Annotated in this window: 25 protein-coding genes; 8 read left to right on the forward strand and 17 right to left on the reverse strand. The window is 60.9% G+C overall.

Annotation, left to right across the window (positions count from 1 at the left end; translation table 11 throughout):
- Positions 1 to 205: 205 nt before the first annotated feature.
- The 17 genes from ACEN8E_RS17940 to ACEN8E_RS18020 form a co-directional block, all read right to left on the reverse strand.
- Positions 206 to 1,273 (reverse strand): GGDEF domain-containing protein, encoded by a 1,068-nt coding sequence (locus ACEN8E_RS17940; RefSeq protein WP_495589256.1) that lies wholly within the window; start codon positions 1,271 to 1,273, stop codon positions 206 to 208.
- A 141-nt stretch (positions 1,274 to 1,414) separates the two neighbouring features.
- Complete coding sequence (locus ACEN8E_RS17945; RefSeq protein WP_495589257.1) at positions 1,415 to 2,125, reverse strand: GntR family transcriptional regulator; 711 nt, start codon at positions 2,123 to 2,125, stop codon at positions 1,415 to 1,417.
- A 71-nt stretch (positions 2,126 to 2,196) separates the two neighbouring features.
- Positions 2,197 to 3,219 (reverse strand): proline racemase family protein, encoded by a 1,023-nt coding sequence (locus ACEN8E_RS17950; protein WP_495589258.1) that lies wholly within the window; start codon positions 3,217 to 3,219, stop codon positions 2,197 to 2,199.
- Positions 3,220 to 3,229: 10 nt separating this feature from the next.
- Entirely contained in the window at positions 3,230 to 4,711 is a 1,482-nt protein-coding gene (locus ACEN8E_RS17955; RefSeq protein WP_495589259.1) for an aldehyde dehydrogenase family protein, read from the reverse strand.
- Positions 4,708 to 6,006 carry an NAD(P)/FAD-dependent oxidoreductase gene (locus tag ACEN8E_RS17960; protein WP_495589260.1) on the reverse strand — a complete coding sequence of 433 codons (1,299 nt, stop codon included), beginning with the start codon at positions 6,004 to 6,006 and terminating at the stop codon, positions 4,708 to 4,710. Before ACEN8E_RS17960 ends, ACEN8E_RS17955 begins: the two co-directional genes overlap by 4 nt.
- A complete protein-coding gene (locus ACEN8E_RS17965; RefSeq protein ID WP_495589261.1) occupies positions 6,003 to 7,046 on the reverse strand; it encodes a 4-hydroxyproline epimerase in 1,044 nt (347 codons plus the stop codon). The genes ACEN8E_RS17960 and ACEN8E_RS17965 overlap by 4 nt, the downstream gene beginning before the upstream one ends.
- Before the next feature lie 59 nt (positions 7,047 to 7,105).
- The gene (locus tag ACEN8E_RS17970; protein ID WP_495589262.1) at positions 7,106 to 7,987 is read right to left on the reverse strand and encodes a dihydrodipicolinate synthase family protein; all 882 of its coding nucleotides are present in this window, start codon (positions 7,985 to 7,987) and stop codon (positions 7,106 to 7,108) included.
- 37 nt (positions 7,988 to 8,024) lie between these two features.
- Positions 8,025 to 8,690, reverse strand: a complete 666-nt coding sequence (locus tag ACEN8E_RS17975; protein ID WP_495589263.1) for an amino acid ABC transporter permease — start codon at positions 8,688 to 8,690, stop codon at positions 8,025 to 8,027.
- 10 nt (positions 8,691 to 8,700) lie between these two features.
- On the reverse strand, positions 8,701 to 9,372 hold the full coding sequence (locus tag ACEN8E_RS17980; protein ID WP_495589264.1) for an amino acid ABC transporter permease: 672 nt from the start codon (positions 9,370 to 9,372) through the stop codon (positions 8,701 to 8,703).
- 11 nt (positions 9,373 to 9,383) lie between these two features.
- Positions 9,384 to 10,205: an amino acid ABC transporter ATP-binding protein gene (locus ACEN8E_RS17985; protein ID WP_495589265.1), complete on the reverse strand. Its 822-nt coding sequence runs from the start codon at positions 10,203 to 10,205 to the stop codon at positions 9,384 to 9,386.
- 52 nt (positions 10,206 to 10,257) lie between these two features.
- On the reverse strand, positions 10,258 to 11,100 hold the full coding sequence (locus ACEN8E_RS17990; RefSeq protein WP_495589266.1) for a transporter substrate-binding domain-containing protein: 843 nt from the start codon (positions 11,098 to 11,100) through the stop codon (positions 10,258 to 10,260).
- Between the two features lie 339 nt (positions 11,101 to 11,439).
- A complete protein-coding gene (locus ACEN8E_RS17995) occupies positions 11,440 to 12,852 on the reverse strand; it encodes a purine-cytosine permease family protein (protein WP_495589267.1) in 1,413 nt (470 codons plus the stop codon).
- A gap of 344 nt (positions 12,853 to 13,196) precedes the next feature.
- Positions 13,197 to 14,237 (reverse strand): ABC transporter substrate-binding protein, encoded by a 1,041-nt coding sequence (locus ACEN8E_RS18000; RefSeq protein WP_495589268.1) that lies wholly within the window; start codon positions 14,235 to 14,237, stop codon positions 13,197 to 13,199.
- 35 nt (positions 14,238 to 14,272) lie between these two features.
- On the reverse strand, positions 14,273 to 15,442 hold the full coding sequence (argE, locus tag ACEN8E_RS18005; protein WP_495589269.1) for an acetylornithine deacetylase: 1,170 nt from the start codon (positions 15,440 to 15,442) through the stop codon (positions 14,273 to 14,275).
- On the reverse strand, positions 15,435 to 16,109 hold the full coding sequence (locus ACEN8E_RS18010; RefSeq protein ID WP_495589270.1) for a DUF1028 domain-containing protein: 675 nt from the start codon (positions 16,107 to 16,109) through the stop codon (positions 15,435 to 15,437). The genes argE and ACEN8E_RS18010 overlap by 8 nt, the downstream gene beginning before the upstream one ends.
- A 10-nt stretch (positions 16,110 to 16,119) precedes the next feature.
- Positions 16,120 to 16,530 (reverse strand): RidA family protein, encoded by a 411-nt coding sequence (locus ACEN8E_RS18015; protein WP_003201555.1) that lies wholly within the window; start codon positions 16,528 to 16,530, stop codon positions 16,120 to 16,122.
- Entirely contained in the window at positions 16,530 to 17,891 is a 1,362-nt protein-coding gene (locus ACEN8E_RS18020; protein WP_495589271.1) for a flavin-containing monooxygenase, read from the reverse strand. Before ACEN8E_RS18020 ends, ACEN8E_RS18015 begins: the two co-directional genes overlap by 1 nt.
- Positions 17,892 to 18,168: 277 nt before the next feature.
- On the opposite strand from ACEN8E_RS18020, the gene ACEN8E_RS18025 reads away from it, so the two are divergent.
- From ACEN8E_RS18025 to ACEN8E_RS18060, 8 genes are all read left to right on the forward strand, one after another.
- The gene (locus ACEN8E_RS18025) at positions 18,169 to 19,545 is read left to right on the forward strand and encodes a pyridoxal-phosphate dependent enzyme (protein WP_495589272.1); all 1,377 of its coding nucleotides are present in this window, start codon (positions 18,169 to 18,171) and stop codon (positions 19,543 to 19,545) included.
- Positions 19,542 to 20,720 (forward strand): trans-sulfuration enzyme family protein, encoded by a 1,179-nt coding sequence (locus ACEN8E_RS18030; RefSeq protein ID WP_495589273.1) that lies wholly within the window; start codon positions 19,542 to 19,544, stop codon positions 20,718 to 20,720. Before ACEN8E_RS18025 ends, ACEN8E_RS18030 begins: the two co-directional genes overlap by 4 nt.
- 283 nt (positions 20,721 to 21,003) lie before the next feature.
- Positions 21,004 to 21,855 (forward strand): putative selenate ABC transporter substrate-binding protein, encoded by an 852-nt coding sequence (locus ACEN8E_RS18035; RefSeq protein ID WP_495589274.1) that lies wholly within the window; start codon positions 21,004 to 21,006, stop codon positions 21,853 to 21,855.
- Complete coding sequence (locus tag ACEN8E_RS18040) at positions 21,852 to 22,649, forward strand: phosphonate ABC transporter ATP-binding protein (protein WP_429372332.1); 798 nt, start codon at positions 21,852 to 21,854, stop codon at positions 22,647 to 22,649. Before ACEN8E_RS18035 ends, ACEN8E_RS18040 begins: the two co-directional genes overlap by 4 nt.
- Positions 22,643 to 23,470 carry a PhnE/PtxC family ABC transporter permease gene (locus tag ACEN8E_RS18045; protein WP_495589275.1) on the forward strand — a complete coding sequence of 276 codons (828 nt, stop codon included), beginning with the start codon at positions 22,643 to 22,645 and terminating at the stop codon, positions 23,468 to 23,470. The genes ACEN8E_RS18040 and ACEN8E_RS18045 overlap by 7 nt, the downstream gene beginning before the upstream one ends.
- A complete protein-coding gene (gene phnE, locus ACEN8E_RS18050) occupies positions 23,467 to 24,234 on the forward strand; it encodes a phosphonate ABC transporter, permease protein PhnE (RefSeq protein WP_495589276.1) in 768 nt (255 codons plus the stop codon). The genes ACEN8E_RS18045 and phnE overlap by 4 nt, the downstream gene beginning before the upstream one ends.
- Positions 24,235 to 24,749: 515 nt before the next feature.
- Entirely contained in the window at positions 24,750 to 25,196 is a 447-nt protein-coding gene (locus ACEN8E_RS18055; RefSeq protein WP_495589277.1) for an OsmC family protein, read from the forward strand.
- 181 nt (positions 25,197 to 25,377) lie between these two features.
- A complete protein-coding gene (locus ACEN8E_RS18060; RefSeq protein WP_495589278.1) occupies positions 25,378 to 26,097 on the forward strand; it encodes a hypothetical protein in 720 nt (239 codons plus the stop codon).
- Positions 26,098 to 26,265 lie beyond the last annotated feature (168 nt).

Here is a 26,265-nt window from a genome sequence, read left to right on the forward strand (position 1 = left end):
AACAGGGCGCACACGAACAGGTAGCCCGCAACGAACCTGAATGTCGAGTCCTTTTCCATGCCACCCTCCCGCCTTGATAGCCATGCCGGGCGTTCAATGCGAATGTGCAACCCTTGGGACGCCCGTGAAAGTTACGATTGCAAGAACGGTTTTCAGTTCCATCGGCGTACAAATCAGGAAAACATGACGTCTACTTCATCCTCGGCTAACGGGCCTCGACTGCCACGTCAGGCTGCCGGCGTACCTGATTGCGCCCGTTGCGCTTGGCCTGGTACAGCGCGTCGTCGGCGCGGGTCACCAGGCTTTCCGGGGTGTCGCCGGGTTGTGCATGGGCCACGCCGAACGACGCAGTGACGGTGTCCAGCACGGTGTCGGTGCCGCGGGCCTTGACCCGCAGCGCCTGGATTTTCAGGCGCAGGCGCTCGGCAAAAGCGTCGGCAGCCGCCAGATCCGGGCAATCCTTGAGCACCACACAGAATTCTTCACCGCCATAACGCGCGGCAAAGGCCTCGGCCGGCAGCGAATCGCGCAACACCTGGGCGACATGCTGAAGCACCCGGTCGCCCAAGGGATGGCCGTACTGGTCGTTGAATTGCTTGAAGTGGTCGATATCCAGCATCACCAGCGCCACGCCAGGCGCCGCGTTGCTCATTGCCTGTTCCAGCTTGCGGTTGAAGGTGGCACGGTTGAGCAGTTCGGTCAGGCCATCGAGGGTCGCTGCCAATTGGGCGCGCTCCAGCTTGTCCCGCAGGCTCTTGATTTCGTGCTGTGCGGACTGCAACTGGGCGAGGAAATGCTCCTGCTGACTCTGCATGAGCTGGGTGCTCTTTTGCAGCTGGGTCAGGATCCCCGGCAAGCGCTCGCTGGTCGGCTCTTCAAGCATTTGCAGGTATTGGCCGAGGCTGGCCTGGAAATTCCGATTGCCCTTCACGCTGCGCGAAACATCGCGCTCCATATCATCAACCAGATTGATCGCTTCCTGTTGCCCGGAGCGGGCGTCCGCCAGCTCATCACGGATGATGTACTCGCGAAACAATTTGGCGGCGGACTCCGCAGGAAAGTAGTCGAAATCGTTGACGACCCGGTCCAGGTGCCGATTGAGTTCCGGCTCCTGGCCTTTGCTGTAGGTGTACCAGAGCGCGTAATGCACCGGATTGGGCGGAATGTTGTGACGAACCATCAGTGGCACTGCCTGCTTGAGCAATGCCGCTGCCTCGCGGGAGTCTTCTGGATACAGCGCTAGAACAGTCGCACGTGTGTCTGATTGGCTCATGGCTTCACTGTGGTTGTTTTTATTTGGCGATTGGCAAACTCGCTGAGCATAACCATACGCCCGAAAATCGGCCATCATGACTTGCGACACAACGCACATTATTTATTGGACGCCAGTACTCGGTCGAAGCCTGAGCCGGGCTCAAACCACCGACATTTTTTCAGTCAGGTTCTGCTGCATGTAAGCCAGGAAACGCCGCTGGAACAGCATTGTATGCTCATGCGCCGCCCGTTCGGCCTCATCGGGCTTGCGTTCGGCAATGGCATTGACGATGTCATCGTGATCGCGTCCGATTGCCGTGGAGCTGCTGGCCGCACTGATGATGTAGTCGAAGTGCAAATGCAGCAGGCGCTGGCCTTCGCCCAAGAGTTTTTCATAGTAGTTGATGAAGTACGGATTCTTCCCGGCTTCGGCAATTGCCATGTGCAGGGCTTTGTTGGTTTCGGACATGGCCTGAAAATCGCCCGTACTGACCGCTTCGAGGTAAGCGGCATCGGCAGCACGTATGCGCGCCAGATCGTCGTCCGAGCGCTGCAGTGCCGCGAGACGGGTCACGGCTCGCTGAATCAGGTCCAGGGCCGAAATATAGTTGGGGAATTCTTCGATTTCGAACGGAGTCACCAACAGCGTGCGGTTAGGCAATATGGTGACCAGGCCCTCGCTGATCAAACGGGCAAGCGCGTCACGCACTGGAGAGCGGGAAAGACCAAACTGTGCGGCCAGAGACACTTCGTCCAGAGGCGTGCCGGGCTTGAGTTTCAGCGTCAGGATCTGCTTGCGCAACTCTTCGTAGATATAGCGACCGCCATGGCGTTTGGTACCACTGGTAGCTTCAGGCGTTTCTTTGCTCATAGGGTCATGCTCTCGGCAGTGCAGGCCAGTCATCCGGCCAGCCTGCAACTTTAACATCCGGCCGGGGATAGTTAAAAACCCTCCCCCCAGGTATCGCTCAGCATAAAACCGGCTGTCAATGGGTCGTCCGGATCGACCCCGATCTGATGCAGCCCATAGATCCACGCTCGTCCAGTGACCCTGGGCAAAACCGCCGGTTTTCCGGCCACTTCCGTCAGCCCCAGCAACTCAACCTGAAACTCGCCGCCAATGGTCGAGCGCGAGACGAGCTTATCCCCCACTTCAACCAGATTTCGTGCACGCAAAGTTGCCAGGTTCGCCGAGCTGCCCGTGCCGCATGGCGAACGGTCGACCCTTCCGGGCGGCAGTGTGGTGCAGGTCTGGTAGGTGAGCCGGTCCACACGGTTACGGAACATCACATACGCTACCTCGTTGAGTTCCTTGAACAACGGGTGACACACCTTCACTTGCTCATTGATCAGGGCTTTCAGACGAACACCTTGAGTCGCCAGTTGACGGGCGTTCTCCGGGGCGATGGTCAAGCCGACCTGATCTACGTCCACCAGCGCGTAATAGACTCCACCAAACGCAATATCTGCTTTGATCAAGCCAAAGTCTGCGGTCTCGATCGGTGCATCCAGCTGTTCGACAAAAGACGGCACCATATCCAGCGAAACGCTCTGGCAACGCCCGTCCGAGCACTGGGCTCGGGCGGTCACCAGACCCGCCGGGGTGTCCAGCAAAACCGTCGTCACTGGCTCGACCATCTCCAGCATCCCGAGCTCCAGCAGTGCGGTGACCACACAAATGCAGTTGCTGCCGGACATAGGGTGAGCCTTATCCGCCTGCAGCACGATAAAGCCAGCGTGTGCTTCGGGTCGGGTCGGTGGCAGCAGCAGGTTCACCGACATTTGCAGACAACCGCGCGGCTCCAGGATCACCAGGCGCCTCAAGCTGTCGTCGACTTCGTTGATGTAGTTCATCTTGTCCAGCATGGTCTTGCCGGGGATATCAATGACTCCGCCAGTGATGACCTTGCCGATCTCGCCTTCACAATGCACATCGGCCATTTGCAGCGTCTTCTTCCAGCGCATGACAGCTCCTTTACTTGATGTACCAACCCCAGGGCTGCTCGCTGTCATAGCGAGTGATCTGCTTGGTTTCCAGGTAATTGTTCAAGCCCCACTCACCTAACTCACGCCCGATACCGCTTTGCTTGTAGCCGCCCCAAGGGGCTTCGGTGAAAGTCGGTTGGGAGCAATTGATCCAGACGATACCCGCTCGCAGTCGGCGGGCAACACGCTCGGCACGTGCAAGATCATGGGACATCACAGCAGCAGCGAGCCCGAAGCGCGAGTCGTTGGCGCTGCGCAATGCATCGGCTTCGTCATCGAATGGCCGTACGCACACCACGGGGCCGAAGATTTCCTCTTTCCAGATCCAGCTGTCCTCCGGCACGTCGGCAAAAATCGCCGGAGTCAGGAAGTAGCCTTTCTCGCAATTCGCCGGACGGGTACCACCGGCAAGCAGAGTCGCACCCTCCTCCCGGCCACGGGCGATGGCCGCCAGCACTTTGTCATACTGGCCACGATTGACCAGCGGACCAAGCAGTACGCCATCGTCCATGCCATTGCCTATGCTGACCCGTTGGGTCTGCTCCACCAGTCGCTTGAGCAGTGGCTCGTACAGATCACGCTGCACCAGCACCCTTGAAGTCGCCGAACACACTTGCCCCTGGTTCCAGAAGATCCCGAACATGATCCACTCAACCGCGGCTTCTATATCGCTGTCGCAAAAGATGATGAACGGCGACTTGCCCCCCAACTCCAGGCTGATGTTTTTGATGTCGCGGGCGGCGGCCTGCATGATCCGCGTACCGGTTGGCACGCTGCCGGTGAATGCCAGTTTGTCAATACCGGGATGTTCGCTCAGTGGTGCGCCGGCATCCGGGCCAAGGCCGGTCACGACATTAAGTACGCCAGCAGGCAAACCTGCCTGATGGGCAATATCGGCCAGCTCCAGGGCGGTCAACGGGGTCAGTTCCGACGGTTTGAGCACCATGCAGCAGCCGGTGGCCAATGCCGGCGCGACTTTCCAGGCGGCCATCAGCATCGGGAAGTTCCAGGGAATGATCGCCCCGGCGACACCCACCGGTTCCTTGCGCGCGATAGACGTGAAGCGCTCATCGGCGAGGGAAATGTTCTGCTCACGATGGCCATCAAGGTCATCGGCCAGATCGGCATAAAAATCAAAGCAGCCTGCGGTATCGGCAATGTCCCACTGGGCTTCGGGCAACGGTTTGCCGTTGTCTCGCACCTCAAGCTCTGCCAGTTTGTCCTGACGCTCACGGATGCCATTGGCGATAGCTCGCAAAATCGTCGCACGTTCGGCCCCGGTCATTTGCGGCCATGGACCTTCGTCAAAAGCACGGCGCGCGGAACTGACGGCCAGGTCGATATCGTCTGCAGTGGCTGCAGCGACCTGGGTGATCACTGACTCATCGCTTGGATCGAGTGTGTCAAAGGTGCCGCCATTCTTGGGGCGTACCCACTGGCCGTCGATATAGAGCTGGTCATAGGATTTCATGCGTGGCCTCCAACAAGGGCAAAGCGCTGGGCGCTAAAAGGGGTCAGGTCCTGAGCAGGCTTTCGTCCGGCAACCAGGTCGGTAATCAGTCGTCCCGTGGTGGCACCCAACGTCAGGCCGAGCTGACCATGACCGAACGCCAGGAACACATTCGACAGTCGGGTGCTGCGATCAATGACCGGTTTGGTGTCGGGCAAAAACGGGCGATAGCCGACTCCGTACTCGACGTTGTCCAGTTGTAACCGGGGAAGAATTTTTCGCGCTTTCTCAAGAATGATGTCGGCGCGCTTGAAGTTCGGCTCGGCGTTCGGGCCTGCAAACTCGATGGTGCCGCCAATCTGTAAACCACGGGACATCGGGCTGAAGCAGAATCCGCCGTCGGCATAAATCACCGAGTGACGAATCTCCACGCCCGGGGTGGGCAGCAAAACCTGATAACCAGCGATTCCGGCCAGTGGTACCTGCGTTCCAATCTGCTCGAAAAAATGTCGCGAGCCAGTGCCGGCGGCAATCACCACATGATCCGCTGCGTAGCGTTGACCATCGCCGAGGGTGACGCCGCTGGCACGGTCGGCCACCTCATCAATCCGTTTGACCTGGCCGCGTATGCGAACGCCGCCCTGATCGAGAAAGCTTTGCGTCAATGCGGCAATAAAGCCTTTGGTATCGCTGACCGCGCGCCAGTCTGAAAACAGCAGGCCATGGCTGAACTTGCCAGCCAATGACGGTTCGAGATCCGAGATGGCAATCGCGTCCAGCACTTCGGACTTGAAACCCAGTGCCTGACGCAGCGCCAGATGCTCACGTTCGTGTTCGATGCCCGCCGGAGTATCGAACACCTCGATGATCGGCCGTTGCCCCATCAGGGTCTTGTCCGGGCAAGCCTCCAACAAAGGCGCATAGTCCTCGTAGACATGGTGCGTCAGGGTCGCCATATCTTCGGAGATTTCGACAATTTTCGCATGCCGGGCACAGGCCAGAAACCGCAGGAACCACGGCAGGATACCGGGCAAGGCGCCGGGCCTGAGCGCCAGCGGCCCCTTCTGGTCGAGCAGCCAGCCGGGGATTTTTTTCAGGATGCCGGGCTTGGATAGCGGAATCACTTCACTGACCGCCATTTGCCCACAGCTCCATTTAGCAGTGCTGTCGCCCGCGGCGGCCGGGTCGATCAGGGTCACTGCATAGCCTTCGCGCTGCAGGTAAAGGGCACAACAGACGCCGACGATACCACCGCCGACCACGACAGCCTTCTCTCCGGGAAAGGGTGCTTGTGCAACGGGCTGTGCAGGTGTCATAGGGAAGTCTCTTGAGCAGAGGCTGGAGCGGCATAATCTTCCAGACTGAAGCCGTCCCACCAGGGTTGGGTATCGTCGACAATAAACTCGGCACGCCCGGTGATCCATGCCCTTCCTTCAATGCTGGGGCGAATCGCGGCACTGCCGTCTTCCAATTGCAGCGTCCGGGCTACACGACCGACGAAAAAACTGCCGATCAGGCTTTCATGGCGATAAGCGCCATCTTCGGCCAACCACCCCCGGGAAAAACGCTGGGCGACCCGGGCCGAGCTGCCGGTGCCGCATGGCGAACGGTCAATCAGGCTGTCACCTGCAATCACCACGGCCCGACCCTGGGATTCGGATGACAATGGCGCACCGGTCCACATGCAATGCTTGACGCCCCGGATGGCCGGATTTTCCGGGTGGACCACATCCACAGACCGGTTGACCAGTTCCTGCATCTGCCGGCCCATTTCCAGCAACTGCTGCGCGCTGAAATGCTCACAACCCGGGTAGTTGGGCTGCACTTCGATAATCGGATAAAAGTTGCCGCCGTAGGCGATGTCGATCTTCAACTGCCCCAACGGCGGGAAGTCGATCGTCAGGTCACGGTACAACAAGAACGACGGCACATTGGTGAAGCATACCGAAGTGACTTTGTCGCCATCGCGTACATAAGTCGCGTGGATCTGCCCAGCTGGAACATCCACCACCACGGTGCCGGGGACTTTTGGCTCGATCAAGCCGGCCTCCAGCGCAAAGGTAATTGAGCCCAAGGTGGCATGACCGCACATCGGCAGGCAGCCGGAAGTCTCGACAAACAACAGGCTGAAGTCACTGTCAGAGCGCATCGGCGGGTAGAAAATCGTACCTGACATGTGCGAATGGCCACGGGGCTCGAGCATCAGGCTACGGCGAATCCAGTCGAAGTTGGCCACGAAATACTCACGCCGCTCGCTCATGGTTCGGCCCTCGAGCGTTGGCGCTCCGGCAATCACCATTCGCACCGGCATGCCTTCGGTATGGCCTTCAATACTGCTGAAAACGTGTCGGGGCATCTCACTCTCTCCTGTCAAGCCACATCAGCCGGTCGTGGCGACTGATGTGGCAGGCAACATCAGCCTTGGGCCAGCTCGAAAGCCTTGCGGAAGCTGGCTTTTTCGTCGTCCGTCAAGGGTTGCAGCGGCATGCGCGCGGCGCCAGCATCGAAGCCTGCCAGCTCACAGCCGTACTTGACCTTCTGGATAAACTTGCCGGACTCCATATCCGCCAGCACCGGGAACAGCGAACGCACGATGGCCTGGGCACCGCTCAGGTCGCCACTGGTGTACTTGGTGTAAAAATCACAGACCTGTTGCGTCAGGCAGTTGGCCGGGCCGCAGATCCAGCTGCTCGCGCCCCATAGGAAGAAGTCCAGCGCCTGGTCATCGGAACCGCAGGACAACTGATAGCTATCTTTGTAGGTGTTGCCGATTTCGATGGCACGCAGCAGGTTGCCGCTGCTTTCCTTGATCGCAATTACGCGCTTGTTGTCCTTGAATGCATCCAGCACACCGAAGCCAACCTCAACGTTGGTACGCACCGGGTAGTTGTATAACACCAGGTCGATATCGGGCACGGCATCAAGAATGGCCTGGTAGTGACCAACCAGCTCTTCCTGGGACGGCAGAGCGTAGTAAGGCGGCGCGATCAACAGGTTGGTGTAGCCCGCATCACGGGTCTGCTTGACCTGCTCGATGACCTCGCGGGTGCAGGAGCCATTGGCACCGGCAATCAGTACGCCACGATCTCCTACTACTTCACGCACGGTGGCCAGAATCTGCCGGCGCTCTTCATTGGTCAGCGCGTAGTACTCACCGGTGGAGCCCAGTGGCACGAAGCCTGTGACGCCAGCCTTGAGTTGATACTCGATGATGTTGCCGAGCATGTCGTAATTGACCTTGCCGGCCTTGTCGAACGGTGTGACCAGAGCAGGCAGGATGCCTTTGAGTTGAGTCATTGCAGACGCTCCACGGATTTGGATACGAGGGTTTGGGTTAGTACGCATAACGACGCAGCATCCGCGTCTCGACCACGCCAACCAGCCGGGTCAACGGGAACGCCACGAGGAAATAGATGACCGCCACCGCAGAGAGAAACTCAACAGGCCGTGCGGTGCTGTTGGAAATGTTTTGGCCGACGAACATCAGATCGGCGATGCCCACAGAGGAAATCAGTGCGCTTTCCTTGAACAGTGAAACCACGTTGGAAAGCAGCGGCGGAATACCCCGGAGCAAAGCCTGGGGGAACACCACGAAAATCGTTTTGTTCCACGAGGCCAGACCCAGCGCAACGCAAGCGTCATGCTGTTCGCCTGCAATGGATTTGAGCGCGCCGCGGAAGGTCTCACTGGTGATCGCCGTCATGTACAGGGTCAGCGCCAACAACACCGACACGTAGGGCGGGATGTCGATGCCGAACACCACCGGAAAACAGAAGAACACCCAGAACAACTGGATCAGCAGTGGTGTGCCACGGAACAGTTCCACATAAAGGCCGGCCGGAATGCTCAGCCAGCGACTCCGAGAAGCGCGCAACAGGCTCAAGAGAAAACCGCACAAGCTACCCAGGATCGCGCACCCCACGGTGAACACCAGGGTCAGCGCCAGCCCTTGCAGCAAGGCTTGCCAATAAGAAAACACCACCGAAAAATCAAGATTCATGACAGCCTCCTCAGCGCGCGAGCGCAGTGTCCTGACGGCGTTCCAGCCATTGCACGAACTGAGCGATGGGTAATGACAGGACGAAGTAGATGAGCGCGATCAGCGAATACGTTTCCAGCGGGCGGTAGGCTTCGGTGGCGATACTCTTGCCGACGTACATCAGGTCGCCCACTGCGACGATTGCCACCAGCGCACTTTGCTGAAGGATCGAGATGCCATTGGTCATCAACACCGGAACGGCACTGCGTAGTGCTTGCGGAAGAATCACGTAGAGCGTGCGTTGCCATGGGCGCAGACCTAATGCAATGCTGGCATCCAGATGTTCATGGGGCACCGCCTGCACCCCCGCCCGGTAGGCCTCGGCATTGAACGCGGTGAGGTTCAGCCCCAGGGCCAACACGCCCATGGTGATGGGGTCGATGAACACGTCGAACAGCATTGGCACGCAGTAGAAAAACCAGACGATCTGCAACAGCACCGGCGTACAACGGAAGAATTCGATGAAAAGCTGCGCCGGCCAGCGCAGGAAAAACCATCGACTCAAGGTCAACAGGCACAAGCCAAAACCCATCACCAGCCCAACGATGTTAGACACCAGCGCCAGTTGCAAGGTGACCTTCAATCCGTCCCATAGCAGGCCGAAATTGCCCTGGAGAAAGCTGAAATCAAATTGATAGTTCATGGTCCGGATCCTCAATCCAGGTGCAGCACTTTTTCCAGGAACTCGCGGGTGCGGGGTTCCCTTGGTTGAGTGAACAACTGGTCGGGATGGCCTTGCTCGACCACTTTGCCGTTGGCGCAGAAAACCACACGGGTGGCGATGTGACGGGCGAAGTGCATGTCGTGGGTGACGATGATCATCGCCATCTTCTGTTCGGCCAGTTGCAGCATCACGTTCTGCACTTCGATGACCATCTCGGGATCGAGCGCGGAAGTGACTTCGTCGAACAGCATCAGTTTGGGTTCCAACATCAGAGCCCGGGCAATCGCCACCCGCTGTTTCTGGCCGCCAGACAATTGGCTGGGATAAACGTTGAGTTTGCTTTCCAGGCCGAGTCGGGCCAGCAGTACTCGAGCCTTTTCGGTTGCCTGCATGCGAGACAGGCCATGCACTTTCATCGGTGCCAGGATCAGATTGCCCAACACCGAAAGGTGCGGAAACAAGGTGTAATGCTGGAACACCATGCCCACCTGGGTTTGCAGCGAGCAGTCCATCGGCTTGCCTTTGCCCCGGACATTGCCGTCGATGTATGGCTTGCCCTGAAAACGGATGGTCCCGCCCTGAATGCTTTCGAGTCCCATCAGGACCCGCAGCAAAGAGCTCTTGCCGCTACCGCTGGGCCCGATGATGACCAGTCGGTCGTCGGCCCGCATGTCCAGGTCAAAGTGATCCATCACCACCAGGTTTTCGCCGTAGGTTTTGTAGACATCGCGCAGTTGGATGAACTCACTGCTCTTCGTTTCGCAGGCATGAGGAGGCCGTGACGGCACCGCCGCCAGATTGGAAGCTTTCATCGAACATTCTCCGGGAGCGCGCAGCCCGCTGCGCGCTCGGCATCGGCGGGGTTTACTGAGGGGTTTTTTCGGCGTTGGCCAATTGCGAGGCTTTGTCGACCAGGGCGTCGATTTCACCTGTCTCACGGCGCTGAGAAAGGTAGATGTTCAACGTCTGCAAGTCGGCTGCACTCACATCCCGGCGCACACCGAACGCCACGCCTTGCTTGGCCAGCGCAGGTTTTGGCAGCACTTCCCTGGTCCAGCCAGGGTTGGCCACAGCGAACAGATGGTTGGTGTCGCTGGCATCGACCAGCACGTCAGCGCGTTTGGACATCACGGCCAGCCGCACCTCGTCCATGCCGGGCAGGCGCATGATCTTGCCTTGCTTGATCACTGCCGAAATGGCTTTGTCCTGAGCGGTGCCGGACATTACGGCAAAGGTCACGTCAGGCTTGTCGAAATCGCCGAGGGTATTGCCAGCACTGGCCAGTTTCGAGTTGTCCTTGTTGATCACCAACGAGACCTGATAGTCCGTCGCCGGCACCGAAAAGCTGACAGCCAAAGCGCGTTCAGGCGTCTGGTTGAGTGCCATGGCCATGTCCCATTTACCACCTTGCAGGCCCGCAACGAGGTTGTCCCAGTTGGTGTCGACAAACTCGACTTTGACCTTCAACACCTTCTCACCGAAGTCGCGGCACAGATCCACGAAGTAACCGCTGTATTCACCAGAGCGAGCATCGCGCATGACGTAAGGCGCGGCGACGGCTGCTCCACAACGCAGGACGCCTGCTTTCTGAATGTCTTTCCAGAGTGAAACTTCAGCCGCCTGGGCTGGGACCTGAGTGAGCAGCGCGCCAATAGCGGAAGCACAAACGAGCATGTTGCGGATGGTGCGAGGAAGGAACCGAGACATTTTGACCTCTCCGATAATTTCGTTCTTGTAGGCAGGAAGGTACAAATCTACAACCATGTACGCCGTCATGTGTGCAGCGATGTATGCAGAGTAGTTTTGAACGAATTGAACTGTCAACACGCGTCAGAAAATTTTTTCAAAAAGATGACTGAGCGGTCGCACAACGACTTTGGAGGAAGGTGAATGAGAGAGCAGCGGGGAAAGGATCGCGGGCCATGGCTGGAACGACTGTCAGGCATGCCATGAATGCAAAAAGCTGCCGGGGCATTGATCCTTTGAAGTCAAAAGATCGCAGCCAGCGGCAGCTCCTGCGGGTAGAGCGTTCGGTGGTGTAAGGAATTAACGGGCAGGCATCAACCCGGCCATGGTCTGGCGCCGACGATAAGCCGTGTCACGGTTGGCCAGCCAGTAGTACAGCGGCGTGGTGACCACCAGACCAACCAGCCAGGACAGATCCGCACCGTCGATATGCACCGCCACGGGCCCGGTGTAGATCGGCGTGTTCATGAACGGAATCTGCACCACGATGCCGATGGCGTAGGCCAGCAGCGCCTGCGGATTGAAGCGGCCATAGATACCGCCGTCGACGCGGAAGATCGAGGCGATGTCGTAGTCACCCTTGTGGATCGCGTAGAAGTCGATGAGGTTGATCGCGGTCCAGGGCACCAGCACCACCAGCAACGCCAGTACCAGGTCGACGAAGTGCCCGATGAAGTCCGCCGAGGCGCCGATGGCCGCCACGCAGCAACCAGCCAGGATGATCAGCGACAGCACCGCCCGGCTTTGCGCCGTCGGAATCCAGCGATGGGCGAAGGTTTGCAGCAAGGTGATCACCGACAGCACGGCGCCATACAGGTTCAGGGCGTTATGGCTGATTACGCTGAGCAGGAACAGCACAAGCATCAACGGGCCGATGGCACCGGTTGCAAGCTTCACGGCGTCCATGGTGTCCATGCCCACTGGCGTTGCCAGCACGGCAACGGCGCCGAACACGAACGACAGGATCGAGCCCAGCGACGAGCCGAGGTAGGTCGCCCAGAAGGTCGAGCTGACTTTCACGTCCTTGGGCAGGTAACGCGAGTAGTCGGACACGTAAGGCGCGAACGCGATCTGCCAGAGCGCTGCCAGCGACACCGTGGCCAGCCAGCCGGAGATGTTGAAACTGCCGCGGGTCAGGAAGTCATCGGTCTGCACGTGGGTCAGGATGTAGCCGAAGCCCAGCACGATGCCCAGCCCCAGCACCCAGGTGCCGATGCGGTTGAGCACATGGATGAAGCGGTAGCCGATGATGCCGATGATCCCCGAACCGAGGCCGCCGAGGACGATGCCGACCGATACCGGCACACTCTCGACCACGCCATGCAGCGACTTGCCGGCCAGGACGATGTTGGAGGCGAAGAAACCGATGTACATCACGCCGGCAATCACCACCACCAGCAACGCGCCCAATGAACCGAACTGTGCGCGACTCTGGATCATCTGCGGAATGCCCATTTGCGGGCCTTGCGCCGAGTGCAACGCCATCAGCACACCGCCGACCAGATGGCCAACGATGATGGCGACAATGCCCCAGACCAGGTTCAGGTGGAACAACTGCACGCCGAGCGCGCCGGTGACGATGGGCAACGGCGCGATATTGCCGCCGAACCACAGGGTGAACAGATCTTTGACCTTTCCGTGGCGATCCTCAGGGGGGACGTACCCGATCGTGTGTTTCTCGATGAGCGGGGCGGATGAAGCGGTGGTGGACATGACGAACTCCAAGGCAAGGATGAGTACGTGTTCGTACTTCGGTGTGCGCCAACGCAACGGCGCATTTCTTGTTGGGAGCGATCATGGACAAAGAGCGGCGGGAGGAAAATTAGTTAATTTGTGCCTTTAAACGTTAAAAAAGATTGCGCAGTTTTATGGATTGGTCGGCAGAAAAAACCAATAAAAATCAAAATATTGATCAGCACACCGTGACAACCGGAACGAAGAAATCCCTGTAGGAGCGAGCCTGCTCGCGATGAGGCCATCAGCTTCAACATCTCTGTTGACTGATGCACCGCCATCGCGAGCAGGCTCGCTCCTACAGGGGGGCTTTGGTGCCTGTGTTACCGCGCAGCCCAGGCGTTGAAGCGCTGCTCAAGCTCCTCGCCATGGTCGACCCAGAACTCGGCATCCACTGCCCGCGCACCGGCCAGGTTGGCCTCGGCGGTCGGCAACTGCTCTTGCACGTCCTTGGGCAGCAACGGCAGGGTCTGGCGATGCACTGGCCCGTAAGGGATGTTTTCCGAGAAGACTTTTTGCGTCTGCGGCTGGCTGGCAAATGCAATGAAGTTTTCCGCCAACGCCTTGTTCGGCGTGCCCTTGACCACCGCCCAGTATTCCGGGTCGTAAAGGCTTTGCGGCCAGACGATGCTCAGTTTCATGCCTTCCTTCTGCGCCGAGGCAATCCGGCCGTTGTAGGCCGCGCTCATCACCACGTCCCCGGCCACCAGCCATTGCGCCGGTTGGGCGCCCGCCTCCCACCACTGGATGTTCGGCTTGATCTGGTCGAGCTTGGCAAAGGCCCGAGTCACGCCTTGCGGGGTGTTCAACACCTTGTACACATCGTCCGCCTTGACGCCGTCGGCGAGCAAGGCGATTTCCAGGGTGTACTTGGCGCTCTTGCGCAGGCCGCGCTTGCCCGGGAAGTCGGCGACGTTCCAGAAGTCCGCCCAGGATTGCGGCGCCCTGGCCTGCTTGCTCTGGTCATAAGCCATGACCATCGACCAGACATAAGTGGCCACCCCGCATTCGGTCAGCGCACCCGGCACGAAGTTCGCCGAATCACCGAAGCGTCCGGCATCGAGCTTCTCGAACAAACCCTCCTCGCAGCCGCGCAGCAACTCGGGGCTTTCGACTTCCACCACGTCCCAACTGGTGTGCCCGGCCGAGACCATGGCCTTGATTTTCGACAGCTCGCCGTTGTACTCCCCGGCGATGATGTTGCCCGCGCCGCTGGCGTTGAAGGGCTGGAAATAGGCTTTATCCTGGGCCTGCTTGGTAGCGCCACCGAAGGAAATCACGGTGAGGTCCTGGGGGGCCGCCCACACACTGGCACTCAACAACGCCAGGGCAAACGGAACACTGCAACGCAAGGATCTGGACATGGATCGCTTCCTCGGGCCTGAATGGCCCGTTGTTGTTATGGGTGTTCGGATTCACTCAAGTAAGCCGCCAGGCGATCCATCAGGCGGTCACAGGCCGCCATCTGTTCGACGCTGACAAATTCATCGGGCTTGTGCCCCTGATCCATGCTGCCGGGACCGCAGACCACCGACGGTATGCCGGCCTGATCGAACAGCCCGCCTTCGGTGCCAAAGGCCACGGTGCTGAAATCATCGCTGCCGCACAGCTGGGCAATCAGCCGCGCCGCCGCGCTGTCGGCAGGTGTCGCCAGGCCGGGATAGGCCGAGATTTTTTCAAAGCGAATGGATGTGTCGGCCTTCACCGCCTGCATCGCCGGCAGCAAGGTTTGCTCGGCGTAGTTTTGCAGCTCATCGGCGACTGCTTCCGGTGCAAAGCCCGGCAAGGCGCGCACTTCGAAATCAAAACGGCAGTTCTGCGGCACGATGTTCAACGCCGTCCCGCCGGAAATCACACCTACCTGCACCGTCGAATACGCCGGGTCGAAACGCTCGTCGTGATGTTGCGGTTCAGCCAGGCGCGTGCCGATGTCACCCAGCCGACCGATCAGGCGGGCAGCCTGCTCGATGGCGTTGACCCCATAAGGCGCGTAAGCCGAATGACAGGCGGCGCCGCGCACGTGGCAACGCATCGCCAACTTGCCCTTGTGGCCGAGCACCGGCTTGAGTTCGGTCGGCTCGCCGATCAGGCACAACGCCGGTGCCGGGATGCGTTGCGGCAGCACTTCCAGCAACCCGCGGACGCCAAGGCAACCGACCTCCTCGTCATAGGAGAACGCCAGGTGCACCGGGCGCTTCAAAGGACTTTGCAGAAACATCGGCACGGCCGCCAACACAGAAGCCAGATAGCCCTTCATGTCCGCGGTGCCGCGTCCGTAAAGCTTGCCGTGTGCCTCGCTCAGGCAGAACGGCTCGACCGTCCACGCCTGACCGTCCACCGGCACCACATCGGTATGCCCGGACAGCACGATGCCGCCGGCCACGCGCGGGCCGACCGAGGCCAACAGATTGGCCTTGGTCCGCTCGGCGTTGTAGATCAGTTCGCAATCCACGCCCAGTCCGTGCAGGTAGTCACGCACGAACTCGATCAGCGCCAGGTTCGAATCGCGGCTGACCGTGGCGAACCCGATCATTCGCGCGAGCATGGCGCGGCTGCGCAACTCACTCATCGCCGGGCACTCCATAGCTCGGAGCCAGGGTCGGATTGAGGGCACGGGTCAGGTAGTCCTGCAGTTGCGGCTCGTAGGCAGACCACAGTTTGCCCAGCTCGCCGATCGGGTTTTCATCGGCCCAATCCACTCGCAGGTCGACAATCGGCCAGGTCAGGTCACCGACCACCGACAACGCCGCCGAGTGCACCGCGCCGGCTTCGCCCCCGGCATCCTGCCCGGCCTGCAACGCGCTCATCAGTCGGGTGGCGAGGCAGCCTTCGCTGTTTTCGAACGCCGCGACCATCGCCTCGATCACCCCACTGTTGGCCAGCAGGTTGCCGGCCGCCACACATTGGTCGCCGGCCAGGGCGTTGTTGATGCCCAGCGCATGGTTGCCGCTGAACACCGCCGTGCGTCCCTGGGCGTCGACCACCGCCACCTGGCGGTACTGGCTGTAGCCATTGCGGGTCAATGAGCGGTCCAGTGCCTGGGGCGGCGCCGAGCCGTTGGCCAGTTCATCGAGGATCTGCGGGCCGAGGGCCGGCAGCGTGATGTTCTGGCTCGACACCGCGCCGACACCGGCCCGCAGCCAGGGGCAACGCGCGCCGACGGCAATGCTCGAAGAGCTGATGGCAATGCCCAGCTGGCCGGTCTCGGCGCAGCGACCAACGATGGAAAAGGTCATGGCGAATTCCTTATTCAGGGATGACAGCGATCACATCGATTTCCATCAGCCACTGCGGCTGGCCGAGGGCGCTGACCACCAGGCCCGTGGAAATCGGGAACACACCCTTGAGCCACTTGCCGACTTCCTGGTACACCGGCTCGCGATAGCGCGGGTCGATCAGGTAAGTGGTGGTCTTGACGATGTGGCTCAGGTCGCTGCCGGCCTCTTCGAGCAGTTGCTTGACGTTGCGCATGGCCTGTTCGGCCTGGGCGCGCGGATCACCGAGGCCCACCAGTTGGCCGTTGAAATCGGTACCGACCTGGCCACGGACATACACGGTGTTGCCGGCGCGCACGGCCTGGCACAGGTCGTTGTCGAGCGTCTGGTTCGGGTAGGTGTCTTTGGTGTTGAACATGCGGATGCGGGTATGAGTAGGCATTAACGAACTCCCATGAGGCTGGCTTTCTGAAGAGGTGCACGGGCGGCGTCCGCTTGACGCTGGGTCGCATCCCGATAGTTGAAATAGGTGCGCTGTTTAACGATGTGATCGGCGATGTGCTTGGCGTCGTGCCAAACGCCCCAGATGAACGCGGAGCCACGACGGGACTGCCAAGGCAAGCCGACGAAATACACGCCCGGCTCGGCCGACACGCCGCGTTGGTGCTGCGGCTTGCCGTTGTCCTTGAAGGCATCGACCTTCAGCCAGCTGTAATCGGTGGAGTAACCGGTGGCCCAGATGATCGTGGTCACGCCGGCCTTGACCAGGTCGAGCTCAAGAATCGGCTGGATCACACAGTCCGGATCGGCCAGCATCGCGCGGGCTTCGGGTTCCAGCGGCAGGTCCAGGCCGTTGCGTTCGATATAGGCGTCAGCCTTGTCGAGCAGCGCGAGGTAGTTTTCATCGCCGCGCCGGATGTTGTCGGCGAGGTTGTCTTCGAAACTCACCAGCGCGCCGTTGAACGCCTGGGTCAGACCGACCAGGGTCATGCCCTGATGAGCCAGCCGGCGGAAGTCCACGGTGTGACCGCCGCGGGCACCGCTCACGGCGATGGTCACGTGCTCCTTGCCCGGCTGCATGGCCTCGGCATCCCACTCGCCAAGCACCCCCAGCCACCAGCAGAAATCGCGGTTGCGATAGGCACGCGGCGGACGATCGTGGGCGCCGACCGACAGGTAGACCTGCTTGCCGGAACGTTGCAGTTCATCGGCGATCTGCACGCCCGAGGAACCGGCGCCCACCACCAATACCGCGCCTTCAGCCAATTGCTGCGGGTTGTAGTATTGGGCGGAGTGAATTTGGCTGATGCCAGCGATTTCAGGAGCAATGGGCGGAATGGCCGGACGCTGGAACGGGCCGGTGGCGACCACCACGTGGCGGGCCTCGATCACGCCATCGGAGGTTTCAACGGTGAAACCCGGACGATCGGCATTGCGCTCTACTTTCTTCACGTCAACGCCGGTGCGGATCGGTGCGTTGAACTTGCGGGCGTAGGCTTCGAAGTACTCAGCCACCTGCTCTTTCCCGGCGAAGGCATCCGGGTCCAGGCCGTCGAATTCCAGGCCCGGGAAGCGGTCGTGCCAGGCAGGACCATTGGCCACCAGCGAATCCCAGCGGCCGGTGCGCCAGGCTTCGGCGATACGGTTGCGCTCCAGCACGAGGTGGGGCACTCCGAGTTTGCTCAGGTGTTCACTCATGGCCACGCCGGCCTGGCCGGCGCCAATAACAAGCGTATCAATTTCGGTTCTATCAACTGTCATGGCTGTGCACTTCTGAAAGGTGGTTTGATTCAGGTCGGTCATGGCTGCCGCCTCGATTCTGATCACTGTTGTTCTTCTGCTGCGGCTATCGGTGTCAGGGTGTTGGCCGCATTCTGTTCGGAGCCGGGAAATAGCGAAATTATGTTTTTTGTGGTCGCTGGCGAGGAAAAAGCGTCGAGGCAACCGGCTGGCCGCATGAGGTTGCGGCAGGCCCGATCCCGGCCTATGGTCCTAGCGATGCAATGCCTGCGATCGAGGCCTGATGGCACATCGCAGGCCACTGTCCACCCAGTGGGTATTTGCGCAAGGAAGTGACGACATGCCTGACAACTCCCGCCCTGCCGTACTCGAACTGATCGGCAATACACCTCTGGTACGGGTCAGCCGGTTCGATACCGGCCCGTGCACACTGTTTCTCAAACTCGAATCGCAGAACCCCGGCGGTTCGATCAAGGACCGCATCGGTCTGGCGATGATCGATGCCGCCGAACGCGACGGCCGCCTGCGCCCCGGCGGCACCATTGTCGAAGCCACCGCCGGCAACACCGGCCTGGGCCTGGCCCTGGTCGGTCGCGCCAAGGGTTACCGGGTGGTGCTGGTGGTGCCGGACAAGATGTCCACCGAGAAGGTCCTGCACCTCAAGGCCATGGGCGCCGAGGTGCACATCACCCGCTCCGATGTCGGCAAGGGCCATCCCGAGTACTACCAGGATGTCGCTGCGCGGCTGGCCGCGGAAATTCCCGATGCGTTCTTCGCCGACCAGTTCAACAACCCGGCCAACCCGCTGGCCCACGAATACAGCACCGCGCCGGAGATCTGGGCGCAGACCCAGCATGATCTGGACGCCATCGTCGTCGGCGTCGGTTCCGCCGGGACCCTGACCGGGCTGACGCGCTTTTTCCAACGCGTGCAGCCGGAGCTGGAAATGGTCCTGGCCGACCCGGTCGGTTCGGTGATGGCCGAGTACAGCCGCAGCGGCACCCTGCCCACCCCCGGTTCGTGGGCGGTGGAAGGCATCGGCGAAGACTTCATTCCGTCGATTGCCGACCTGTCCAGCGTGCGCCACGCCTATTCGATCAGCGATGAAGAAAGCTTCGACCACGCCCGCCAGTTGCTGCGCGCCGAAGGCATTCTCGGCGGTTCCTCGACCGGCACCCTGCTGGCCGCCGCATTGCGTTACTGCCGCGAACAGACCACGCCGAAACGGGTGGTGAGCTTCGTCTGCGACACCGGTACGCGCTACCTGTCGAAGATCTACAACGACCAGTGGATGAACGATCAGGGCCTGCTGCAACGCAAGCAATACGGTGACCTGCGCGACCTGATCGCGCGGCGCTTCGAGGACGGCCGGGTGATCAGCGTCGGCCCCGACGACACCCTGCTCACCGCCTTCCAGCGCATGCGCCTGGCGGATGTGTCGCAACTGCCGGTGCTGGTGAACGGCAAACAACTGGTCGGCGTGATCGACGAGTCCGACATCCTGCTGGGGGTGCATGAAGACGTTGCGCACTTCCGTAAAGCCGTGGCCAGTGCCATGACCGACAAGCTGCAAACCCTGTCCCCCGACGCCACGCTGGCTGAACTGGAGGCAGAGCTGGGCCGTGGACTGGTGGCGATCATCAAGGACGCCTCGGGTTTCCACGGCCTGATTACCCGAACCGACATGCTCAACCACCTGCGGAGATCCCTGCCATGAGTCAGCACGATGAAAACGCCCCGCCACGGGGCTTCGCCACCCGCGTGATCCATGCCGGGCAAACGCCGGACCCGTCGACCGGGGCGCTGATGCCGCCGATCTATGCCAACTCCACCTACCTGCAGCAGAGCCCCGGGGTGCACAAAGGCCTCGACTACGGGCGCTCGCACAACCCGACGCGCTGGGCGCTGGAACGCTGCGTGGCCGACCTCGAAGGCGGCACCCGGGCCTTTGCGTTCGCCTCGGGCCTGGCGACCATTTCCACCGTGCTGGAACTGCTCGACGCCGGCTCGCACATCGTCTCCGGCAACGACCTTTACGGCGGCACCTTCCGCCTGTTCGACAAGGTGCGCCAGCGCAGCGCCGGGCACCGCTTCAGCTTCGTCGACCTGACCGACCTGGCGGCGTTCGAGGCGTCCCTGCAGGACGACACCCGGATGGTCATGGTCGAGACCCCGAGCAATCCGCTGCTGCGCCTCACCGACCTTGCCGCCATCGCCCGCACCTGCCGCGCGCGCGGCATCATCTGCGTGGCCGACAACACCTTCGCCAGCCCGTGGATCCAGCGCCCGCTGGAACTGGGTTTCGACATCGTGCTGCACTCGACCACCAAATACCTGAACGGCCACTCCGACGTGATCGGCGGCATCGCCGTGGTCGGGCAGAACGCCGAACTGGCCGAACGCCTGGGCTTCCTGCAAAACGCCGTCGGCGCCATTGCCGGCCCGTTCGATGCGTTCCTCACCCTGCGCGGCGTAAAAACCCTGGCGCTGCGCATGGAACGTCATTGCAGTAATGCGCTGGACCTGGCGCAGTGGCTGGAACGCCAACCGCAAGTGTCGCGGGTGTATTACCCCGGCCTGCCGTCACACCCGCAGCACGCGCTGGCACGCCAGCAAATGCGCGCTTACGGCGGGATGATTTCCCTCGATCTCAACAGCGACCTGGCCGGCGCCAAACGCTTCCTCGAGAACGTGCGGATCTTCGCCCTGGCCGAGAGCCTGGGCGGCGTGGAAAGCCTGATCGAACACCCGGCGATCATGACCCACGCCACCATTCCCGCCGACACCCGCGCAGAACTGGGCATCGGTGACGGGTTGGTGCGGTTGTCGGTGGGGGTCGAAGATGTCGAGGACTTGCGGGCCGATCTGGCGCAGGCGTTGGCAAGGATGTAAGTTGTCCCAAACATCAGCCAAGTCCTGAGCACCGTACCCCTGTGGGAGCGAGTCTGCTCGCGAAAGCGTCAGTTCATTCAACATCGATATTGAATGACACACCACATTCGCGAGCAGGCTCGCTCCCACAGTTTTTTGCGCCGTCACCCATATTGCAGGCTGGTCAAGCAAACAAGAGTCCCTATAATCGCGGCGTTTTCGTCTACCCTCACGAAGCGTCGTGCAGCAATCAGCTTGTGCGGGGCGCATCGACATTTTTCCGCTATTGAACCGGAGAACTTCCATGCTCAAACGTACCCTGGCATTGGCCGTCGGCCTGACCCTATCCTTTTCCGCCCTGCTGGCACAGGCTGCCGACACCCTCAAGGTCAGCGCCATTCCCGACGAAGCCCCGACCGAATTGCTGCGCAAGTTCACGCCTCTGGGCGCTTATCTCGAGCAACAACTGGGCATGAAAGTCGAGTTCGTGCCGGTGTCCGACTACCCGGCGGTGGTCGAGGCGCTGGCCACTGACCGCATCGACATGGCCTGGCTGGGTGGCTTCACGTTCGTGCAGGCGCGACTGAAAACGGGCAATGCCATTCCACTGGTACAGCGTGAGCAGGATGCCCAGTTCACCAGCAAGTTCATCACCGCCGATCCGAACGTCAAGTCGCTGGCCGACCTCAAGGGCAAGTCGTTTGCCTTCGGTTCGGTGTCTTCCACTTCCGGCAGCCTGATGCCGCGTTATTTCATGCTCAAGGACGGCATCAAGCCGGAAACCTACTTCAGCCGCGTCGGCTACTCCGGCGCCCACGACGCCACGGTCGCCTGGGTTCAGGCAGGCAAAGTGGACGCCGGTGTACTCAATGCCAGCGTCTGGGAAAAACTGGTCAAGGCCGGCAAGGTCGATACCGACAAGGTCAAGGTCTTCGCCACCACGCCAGCCTATTTCGATTACAACTGGACCGTGCGCGGCACCCTCGACCCGGCCCTCGCCGACAAGATCAAGGTAGCCTTGCTCGCGCTCGACCCGGCCAAGCCGGAGCAAAAAGCCATTCTGGACCTGCAGGCCGCCAGCCGCTTCATCGAGACCAAGCCTGAGAACTACAAGGGCATCGAGGAAGCCGCGCGCGCTGCCGACCTGCTGAAATGACATTGCACCTGAACCGGGTCAGCCTCACCCACGGCAATGGCGTGCGTGCGCTGCATGAGGTCGACCTGCACATCGCTGCCGGTGAGCAGGTCGCAATCATCGGGCCGTCCGGTGCCGGCAAGTCGAGCCTGCTCAACCTGCTGGCGACCGCCCTGCGCCCCGGCAGCGGCACGGTCGAAGTGCTCGGCGAGCACGCCTGGCAGCTCGGCGCCCGCCAGCGCCAGCGCTTGCGCGCACGCATCGGCCTGGTCCATCAGGCACCGCCTCTGCCACCGCGGCAACGGGTGGTCACGGCGGTGCTGGCCGGAAAACTGGGGCAATGGGGGTTCGCCAAAAGCCTGTTGAGCCTGTTGCATCCGGTGGACGTTCCGGGAGCGCGGGCGGCACTGCTCAAGCTGGACCTCAGTGACAAGCTGTTCGCCCAGTGCCAGCAATTGTCCGGCGGCCAACTGCAGCGCGTGGGCATTGCCCGCGTGCTGTACCAGGCGCCCGAGGTGCTGCTGGCCGACGAGCCGGTGTCAGCGATGGACCCGGTACTGGCCGGGCACACCCTGTCGATCCTCTGCCGCCATGCCCGGGAACACCAGGTGACGCTGGTCGCCAGCCTGCATGCGGTGGAGCTGGCCCTGACGCACTTCTCGCGCATCATCGGCCTGCGCGATGGCCAGGTCCTGTTCGACCTGCCCGCCAGCGACGTCGACCACGCGCTGCTCGACAAGCTCTACGCCAACGAGCAACTGCAATCGCCGCCCGTCCCGGTGGTGCCCTTGAGTGTGCAGATACCCCGATGCTGACGCGTGATATGCGGGACCCGGCCACCCTGCCTCGGCTGTTGCTCAGTCTGTTGGCGCTTGCCCTGCTGTGGCCTGGCATCCATTTCAGCGAACTGGACCTGGGCGTGCTGCTCCAAGCCGACAGCCAGAGTGAAATGGGCCGTTTCGTTTCGGCCTTCTGGCCACCCGCCCATGGCGAAGAATTCCTCCAGTTGCTGTGGCAAGCCACGCTGCAGACACTGGCCATCGCCACCGCCGGCATGGCCTTGGCCTTATTGCTGGCCGTGCCCGCCAGCCTGCTGGCCAGCCGGGCGCTGTCGCTGTCGGCCGCCTCGCGCAGCGGTCGCCCGAGCGCCCTGGGCCGGCTGTTGCGCTGGCCGGTGCGTGGGCTGCTGATTTTCCTGCGCAGCGTGCCGGAAATCGTCTGGGCCTTGCTGTTCGTGCGCGCCGTCGGCCTTGGCCCGACGGCCGGGGTGCTGGCCATTGCCATTACCTACAGCGGCATGCTGGGCAAGGTCTACGCGGAGATCTTCGAGTCGGTCGACCAGCGCCCCGTCCACTCATTGCTGCAAGCCGGCAGTGGCCGGCTGGCGGCCTTCTGCTACGGCATCCTGCCCAATGTCGGGGCCGAGTTGCTGTCGTACACCGTGTATCGCTGGGAATGCGCGATCCGCGCCTCCGTGGTCATGGGCTTTGTCGGCGCTGGCGGGCTCGGCCAGCAGATCGACTTGTCCTTGCGCATGTTCGCCGGCGGTGAAGTGGCGAGCATGTTGCTGACCTTTCTCCTGTTGGTGCTTTTCGCCGATCAGATCAGCCGCCTGCTGCGCTGGAGGTTCGCATGAATCGCCTGGTCAACCTGTTGCTGATCCTGGGCATCGTCGCAGCGGTCGTCGCCTCGTTCAGCTATCTGGGCATCGATCTCGGCGAGCTGACCGGCAGCGGCAACCTGAAGCAGATGGGCGCCTACGTGCTGCGTTTTCTCAGCCCGGACCTGAGCGCCGGTCATCTGCAAGCCATCGGCCGTGGCGCCGTGGAAACCATGGCCATGTCGGCCCTCGGCACCCTGCTCGCCGCCGTGTTCGGAATGCTCCTGGCACTGCCGGCGGCCGGGCGTTTCGGTTGGCCGTTGCAGAGCGCATCGCGCCTTGTGCTCAACGCCCTTCGCGCCATTCCGGAACTGGTGTGGGCGGCGCTGATGGTGCTGGCCGCCGGACTCGGCCCGAACGCCGGGACCCTGGCGCTGGCCATGCACACCACCGGCGTACTCGGCCGCCTGTTCGCCGAAGCCCTGGAAAACACCCCGGCACAACCGGCCGAAGCCATCCGCCTGCAAGGCGGCAACGTCGTCTGGGCCTTCTGTTACGGCACCCTGCCCAACCTGTTTCCACAGCTGCTGGCGTACATTCTGTACCGCTGGGAAAACAACATCCGCATGGCCAGCGTGCTCGGTTTTGTCGGTGCCGGCGGCTTGGGGCAGATGCTCTATGTCAGCCTCAGCCTGTTCCAGGAGGCCCAGGCCAGCACGGTGATCCTGGCGATGTTGCTGCTGGTGTTTGCCGTTGATGGTTTGAGCAGCTGGAGTCGCCAGCGCTGGGTCAAGGCGTGATGGTCAATTGCATGGATTTGCTTACCTGATTGCATTCGAGCCGGGCAGGCATTTGTATGGGGTTGACTACCGCGCCTTATGGCTATGACCGGTTAATCCACAGCCAAAAGCGGTCAGTCGCAATGGGCCGCTGTTGAGTCCGGAATTTTATCAGGGATGTCTATCTGAGCCGGGATAGTCCAACCCTCACTGGACGAAATCCAGCGAAGCCTGACCAATATCAGGCAACTCGCTGATCTTCACAGCAGGATAGCCCCCTGCGCTACACCAGCGTCTTGCCCCGTTCGGGACAGACCCAATCGATCTTTGTATTGCACTGTATCAGTGCGCAGCAGAGATACGTGCTCCGACAAAATCAGCCTTCACGCGATACACGCACGATACATAGAACTCTTTAACTACAAATGCGTTCTTGGCCAACAGGTGAAAAGCCACGTTGCGATTGCCGCCGGCGCGATGATCAACGCACCAATCAGAAGGTTGTTCTGATCTGAACTCAAACTGAGGAAACTGTCATGACCAAGCTCGAAAAAGTCATTTACTCGGGTACGACCCACACCACTGTCAACCGCGACCCAAGCGCCCAGCGTGGCGATTACGGCGTCGTCGACATCAGACTGTCTGCGCCTGGAGGTGACAGGCATGAAATAATCGCGGCCGAACCGCACCCGACCGCCGAACAGTTGTTTGCAGGTGCCTGGTCGGCCTGCTATATCACTGCGCTGGGGCTCGTGGCCGCGCAAAAAAATGTCGTGCTGCCACCGGACTATTCCGTGGATATCCAGATCGACCTGGGCCAGACGGGGCCGGGCTGGTTCTTCAATGCCCGGTTCACTGTCCGCATGCCTGGCCTGGTACAGAATGTCGCCGAAACCATTGTGCACTCGGCGCATCTGCTGTGCCCATATTCGAGGGCAGTGCACGAAACCGTTTATCTCGAGCAAACCATTATTACGTCCTGATGAGCTGCCGGCTGGGTGACCAGTCCAGCCTGCGTCGCACTGGCCAGCGGTTACGGCGATCGCCAGTCCGACTACTGAAGCGGCCCACGCTCTCGCCTGCGACAAAAGCCGCTGGGTGGTGGGTCGCCGTTTTCGCCGCAGGTCTGCCGGCCTATGTCATGCCGACTAACGGAGGCGTGTTATGAATGATCTTCTGAAGCAAGTGATTGCCGCCCATGGCGGACTTGAGCGCTGGAATGCCTTCGGGACGGTAAGTGCCAGAATCGTTACCGGCGGTGAATTCTGGGCGACCAAGGGTATTGTCACGGATGCTAACCCGCGCAGTATCACTACGAAGACACAGGAAGAATGGGTGACCCTCACGCCCTATGGAGCCCCGGGGTTTGTCATGACTTTCGTTCCGGACCGGGTCGTGATCAGCAACAGCCAGGGCGAGACCATTGCGCAGCGCGACAATCCAGGGTCAGCGTTTGACGGGCACGGCGCGCGCACACCCTGGGATCCACTGCACCGGGCCTATTTCAGTGGCTATGCGCTGTGGACCTATCTGTCGACGCCATTCTTGCTTGTCATGCCAGGGGTTGCCGTACAAGAGGTCGCACCTTGGTACGAGAACGGTGAAATGTGGCGGGTTCTGCGCGCAAAGTTCCCCCCGGCTATCGCTACCCACAGTGCTGTTCAGGATTTCTACTTCGGGCCTGATTTCCTGCTGCGACGTCACGACTATCAGGTGGACGTGTCCGGTGGCCTGGAGGCGGCTCAATATGTTTATGACTTTATTGAAGTGCAGGGCATCCGCTTTCCGAGTCGCAGGCGGGTACACCCATGTGGCGCTGACTTGCAACCGGATCGCAGTCGCACTTTGGTCTGGATTGATCTGTCCGATTTCGAGTTGCGCTAAGCCAACCGCTATCCATCCGGTCGATGCAACAGCCGTACTATAATTAATCACTGCCAATGTTTGCGTGGCGAGCGCTCCAGAACGAAACAGGTATCCATAGCGTTCACCTGACAGGCAGAGGGCAGTACAGCAAATGGAATGACAGTACGTCTGATTACGTGACAGAGG

The organism is Pseudomonas sp. Pseusp9, from assembly GCF_059491265.1.

Excerpts from the sequence above, each read along its gene's own strand:
- ACEN8E_RS17940 (WP_495589256.1), bottom strand. The coding sequence starts at position 1,273 with ATGAGCCAATCAGACACACGTGCGACTGTTCTAGCGCTGTATCCAGAA.
- ACEN8E_RS17945 (WP_495589257.1), bottom strand. The coding sequence starts at position 2,125 with ATGAGCAAAGAAACGCCTGAAGCTACCAGTGGTACCAAACGCCATGGC.
- ACEN8E_RS17950 (WP_495589258.1), bottom strand. The coding sequence starts at position 3,219 with ATGCGCTGGAAGAAGACGCTGCAAATGGCCGATGTGCATTGTGAAGGC.
- ACEN8E_RS17955 (WP_495589259.1), bottom strand. The coding sequence starts at position 4,711 with ATGAAATCCTATGACCAGCTCTATATCGACGGCCAGTGGGTACGCCCC.
- ACEN8E_RS17960 (WP_495589260.1), bottom strand. The coding sequence starts at position 6,006 with ATGACACCTGCACAGCCCGTTGCACAAGCACCCTTTCCCGGAGAGAAG.
- ACEN8E_RS17965 (WP_495589261.1), bottom strand. The coding sequence starts at position 7,046 with ATGCCCCGACACGTTTTCAGCAGTATTGAAGGCCATACCGAAGGCATG.
- ACEN8E_RS17970 (WP_495589262.1), bottom strand. The coding sequence starts at position 7,987 with ATGACTCAACTCAAAGGCATCCTGCCTGCTCTGGTCACACCGTTCGAC.
- ACEN8E_RS17975 (WP_495589263.1), bottom strand. The coding sequence starts at position 8,690 with ATGAATCTTGATTTTTCGGTGGTGTTTTCTTATTGGCAAGCCTTGCTG.
- ACEN8E_RS17980 (WP_495589264.1), bottom strand. The coding sequence starts at position 9,372 with ATGAACTATCAATTTGATTTCAGCTTTCTCCAGGGCAATTTCGGCCTG.
- ACEN8E_RS17985 (WP_495589265.1), bottom strand. The coding sequence starts at position 10,205 with ATGAAAGCTTCCAATCTGGCGGCGGTGCCGTCACGGCCTCCTCATGCC.
- ACEN8E_RS17990 (WP_495589266.1), bottom strand. The coding sequence starts at position 11,100 with ATGTCTCGGTTCCTTCCTCGCACCATCCGCAACATGCTCGTTTGTGCT.
- ACEN8E_RS17995 (WP_495589267.1), bottom strand. The coding sequence starts at position 12,852 with ATGTCCACCACCGCTTCATCCGCCCCGCTCATCGAGAAACACACGATC.
- ACEN8E_RS18000 (WP_495589268.1), bottom strand. The coding sequence starts at position 14,237 with ATGTCCAGATCCTTGCGTTGCAGTGTTCCGTTTGCCCTGGCGTTGTTG.
- argE (WP_495589269.1), bottom strand. The coding sequence starts at position 15,442 with ATGAGTGAGTTGCGCAGCCGCGCCATGCTCGCGCGAATGATCGGGTTC.
- ACEN8E_RS18010 (WP_495589270.1), bottom strand. The coding sequence starts at position 16,109 with ATGACCTTTTCCATCGTTGGTCGCTGCGCCGAGACCGGCCAGCTGGGC.
- ACEN8E_RS18015 (WP_003201555.1), bottom strand. The coding sequence starts at position 16,530 with ATGCCTACTCATACCCGCATCCGCATGTTCAACACCAAAGACACCTAC.
- ACEN8E_RS18020 (WP_495589271.1), bottom strand. The coding sequence starts at position 17,891 with ATGACCGACCTGAATCAAACCACCTTTCAGAAGTGCACAGCCATGACA.
- ACEN8E_RS18025 (WP_495589272.1), top strand. The coding sequence starts at position 18,169 with ATGCCTGACAACTCCCGCCCTGCCGTACTCGAACTGATCGGCAATACA.
- ACEN8E_RS18030 (WP_495589273.1), top strand. The coding sequence starts at position 19,542 with ATGAGTCAGCACGATGAAAACGCCCCGCCACGGGGCTTCGCCACCCGC.
- ACEN8E_RS18035 (WP_495589274.1), top strand. The coding sequence starts at position 21,004 with ATGCTCAAACGTACCCTGGCATTGGCCGTCGGCCTGACCCTATCCTTT.
- ACEN8E_RS18040 (WP_429372332.1), top strand. The coding sequence starts at position 21,852 with ATGACATTGCACCTGAACCGGGTCAGCCTCACCCACGGCAATGGCGTG.
- ACEN8E_RS18045 (WP_495589275.1), top strand. The coding sequence starts at position 22,643 with ATGCTGACGCGTGATATGCGGGACCCGGCCACCCTGCCTCGGCTGTTG.
- phnE (WP_495589276.1), top strand. The coding sequence starts at position 23,467 with ATGAATCGCCTGGTCAACCTGTTGCTGATCCTGGGCATCGTCGCAGCG.
- ACEN8E_RS18055 (WP_495589277.1), top strand. The coding sequence starts at position 24,750 with ATGACCAAGCTCGAAAAAGTCATTTACTCGGGTACGACCCACACCACT.
- ACEN8E_RS18060 (WP_495589278.1), top strand. The coding sequence starts at position 25,378 with ATGAATGATCTTCTGAAGCAAGTGATTGCCGCCCATGGCGGACTTGAG.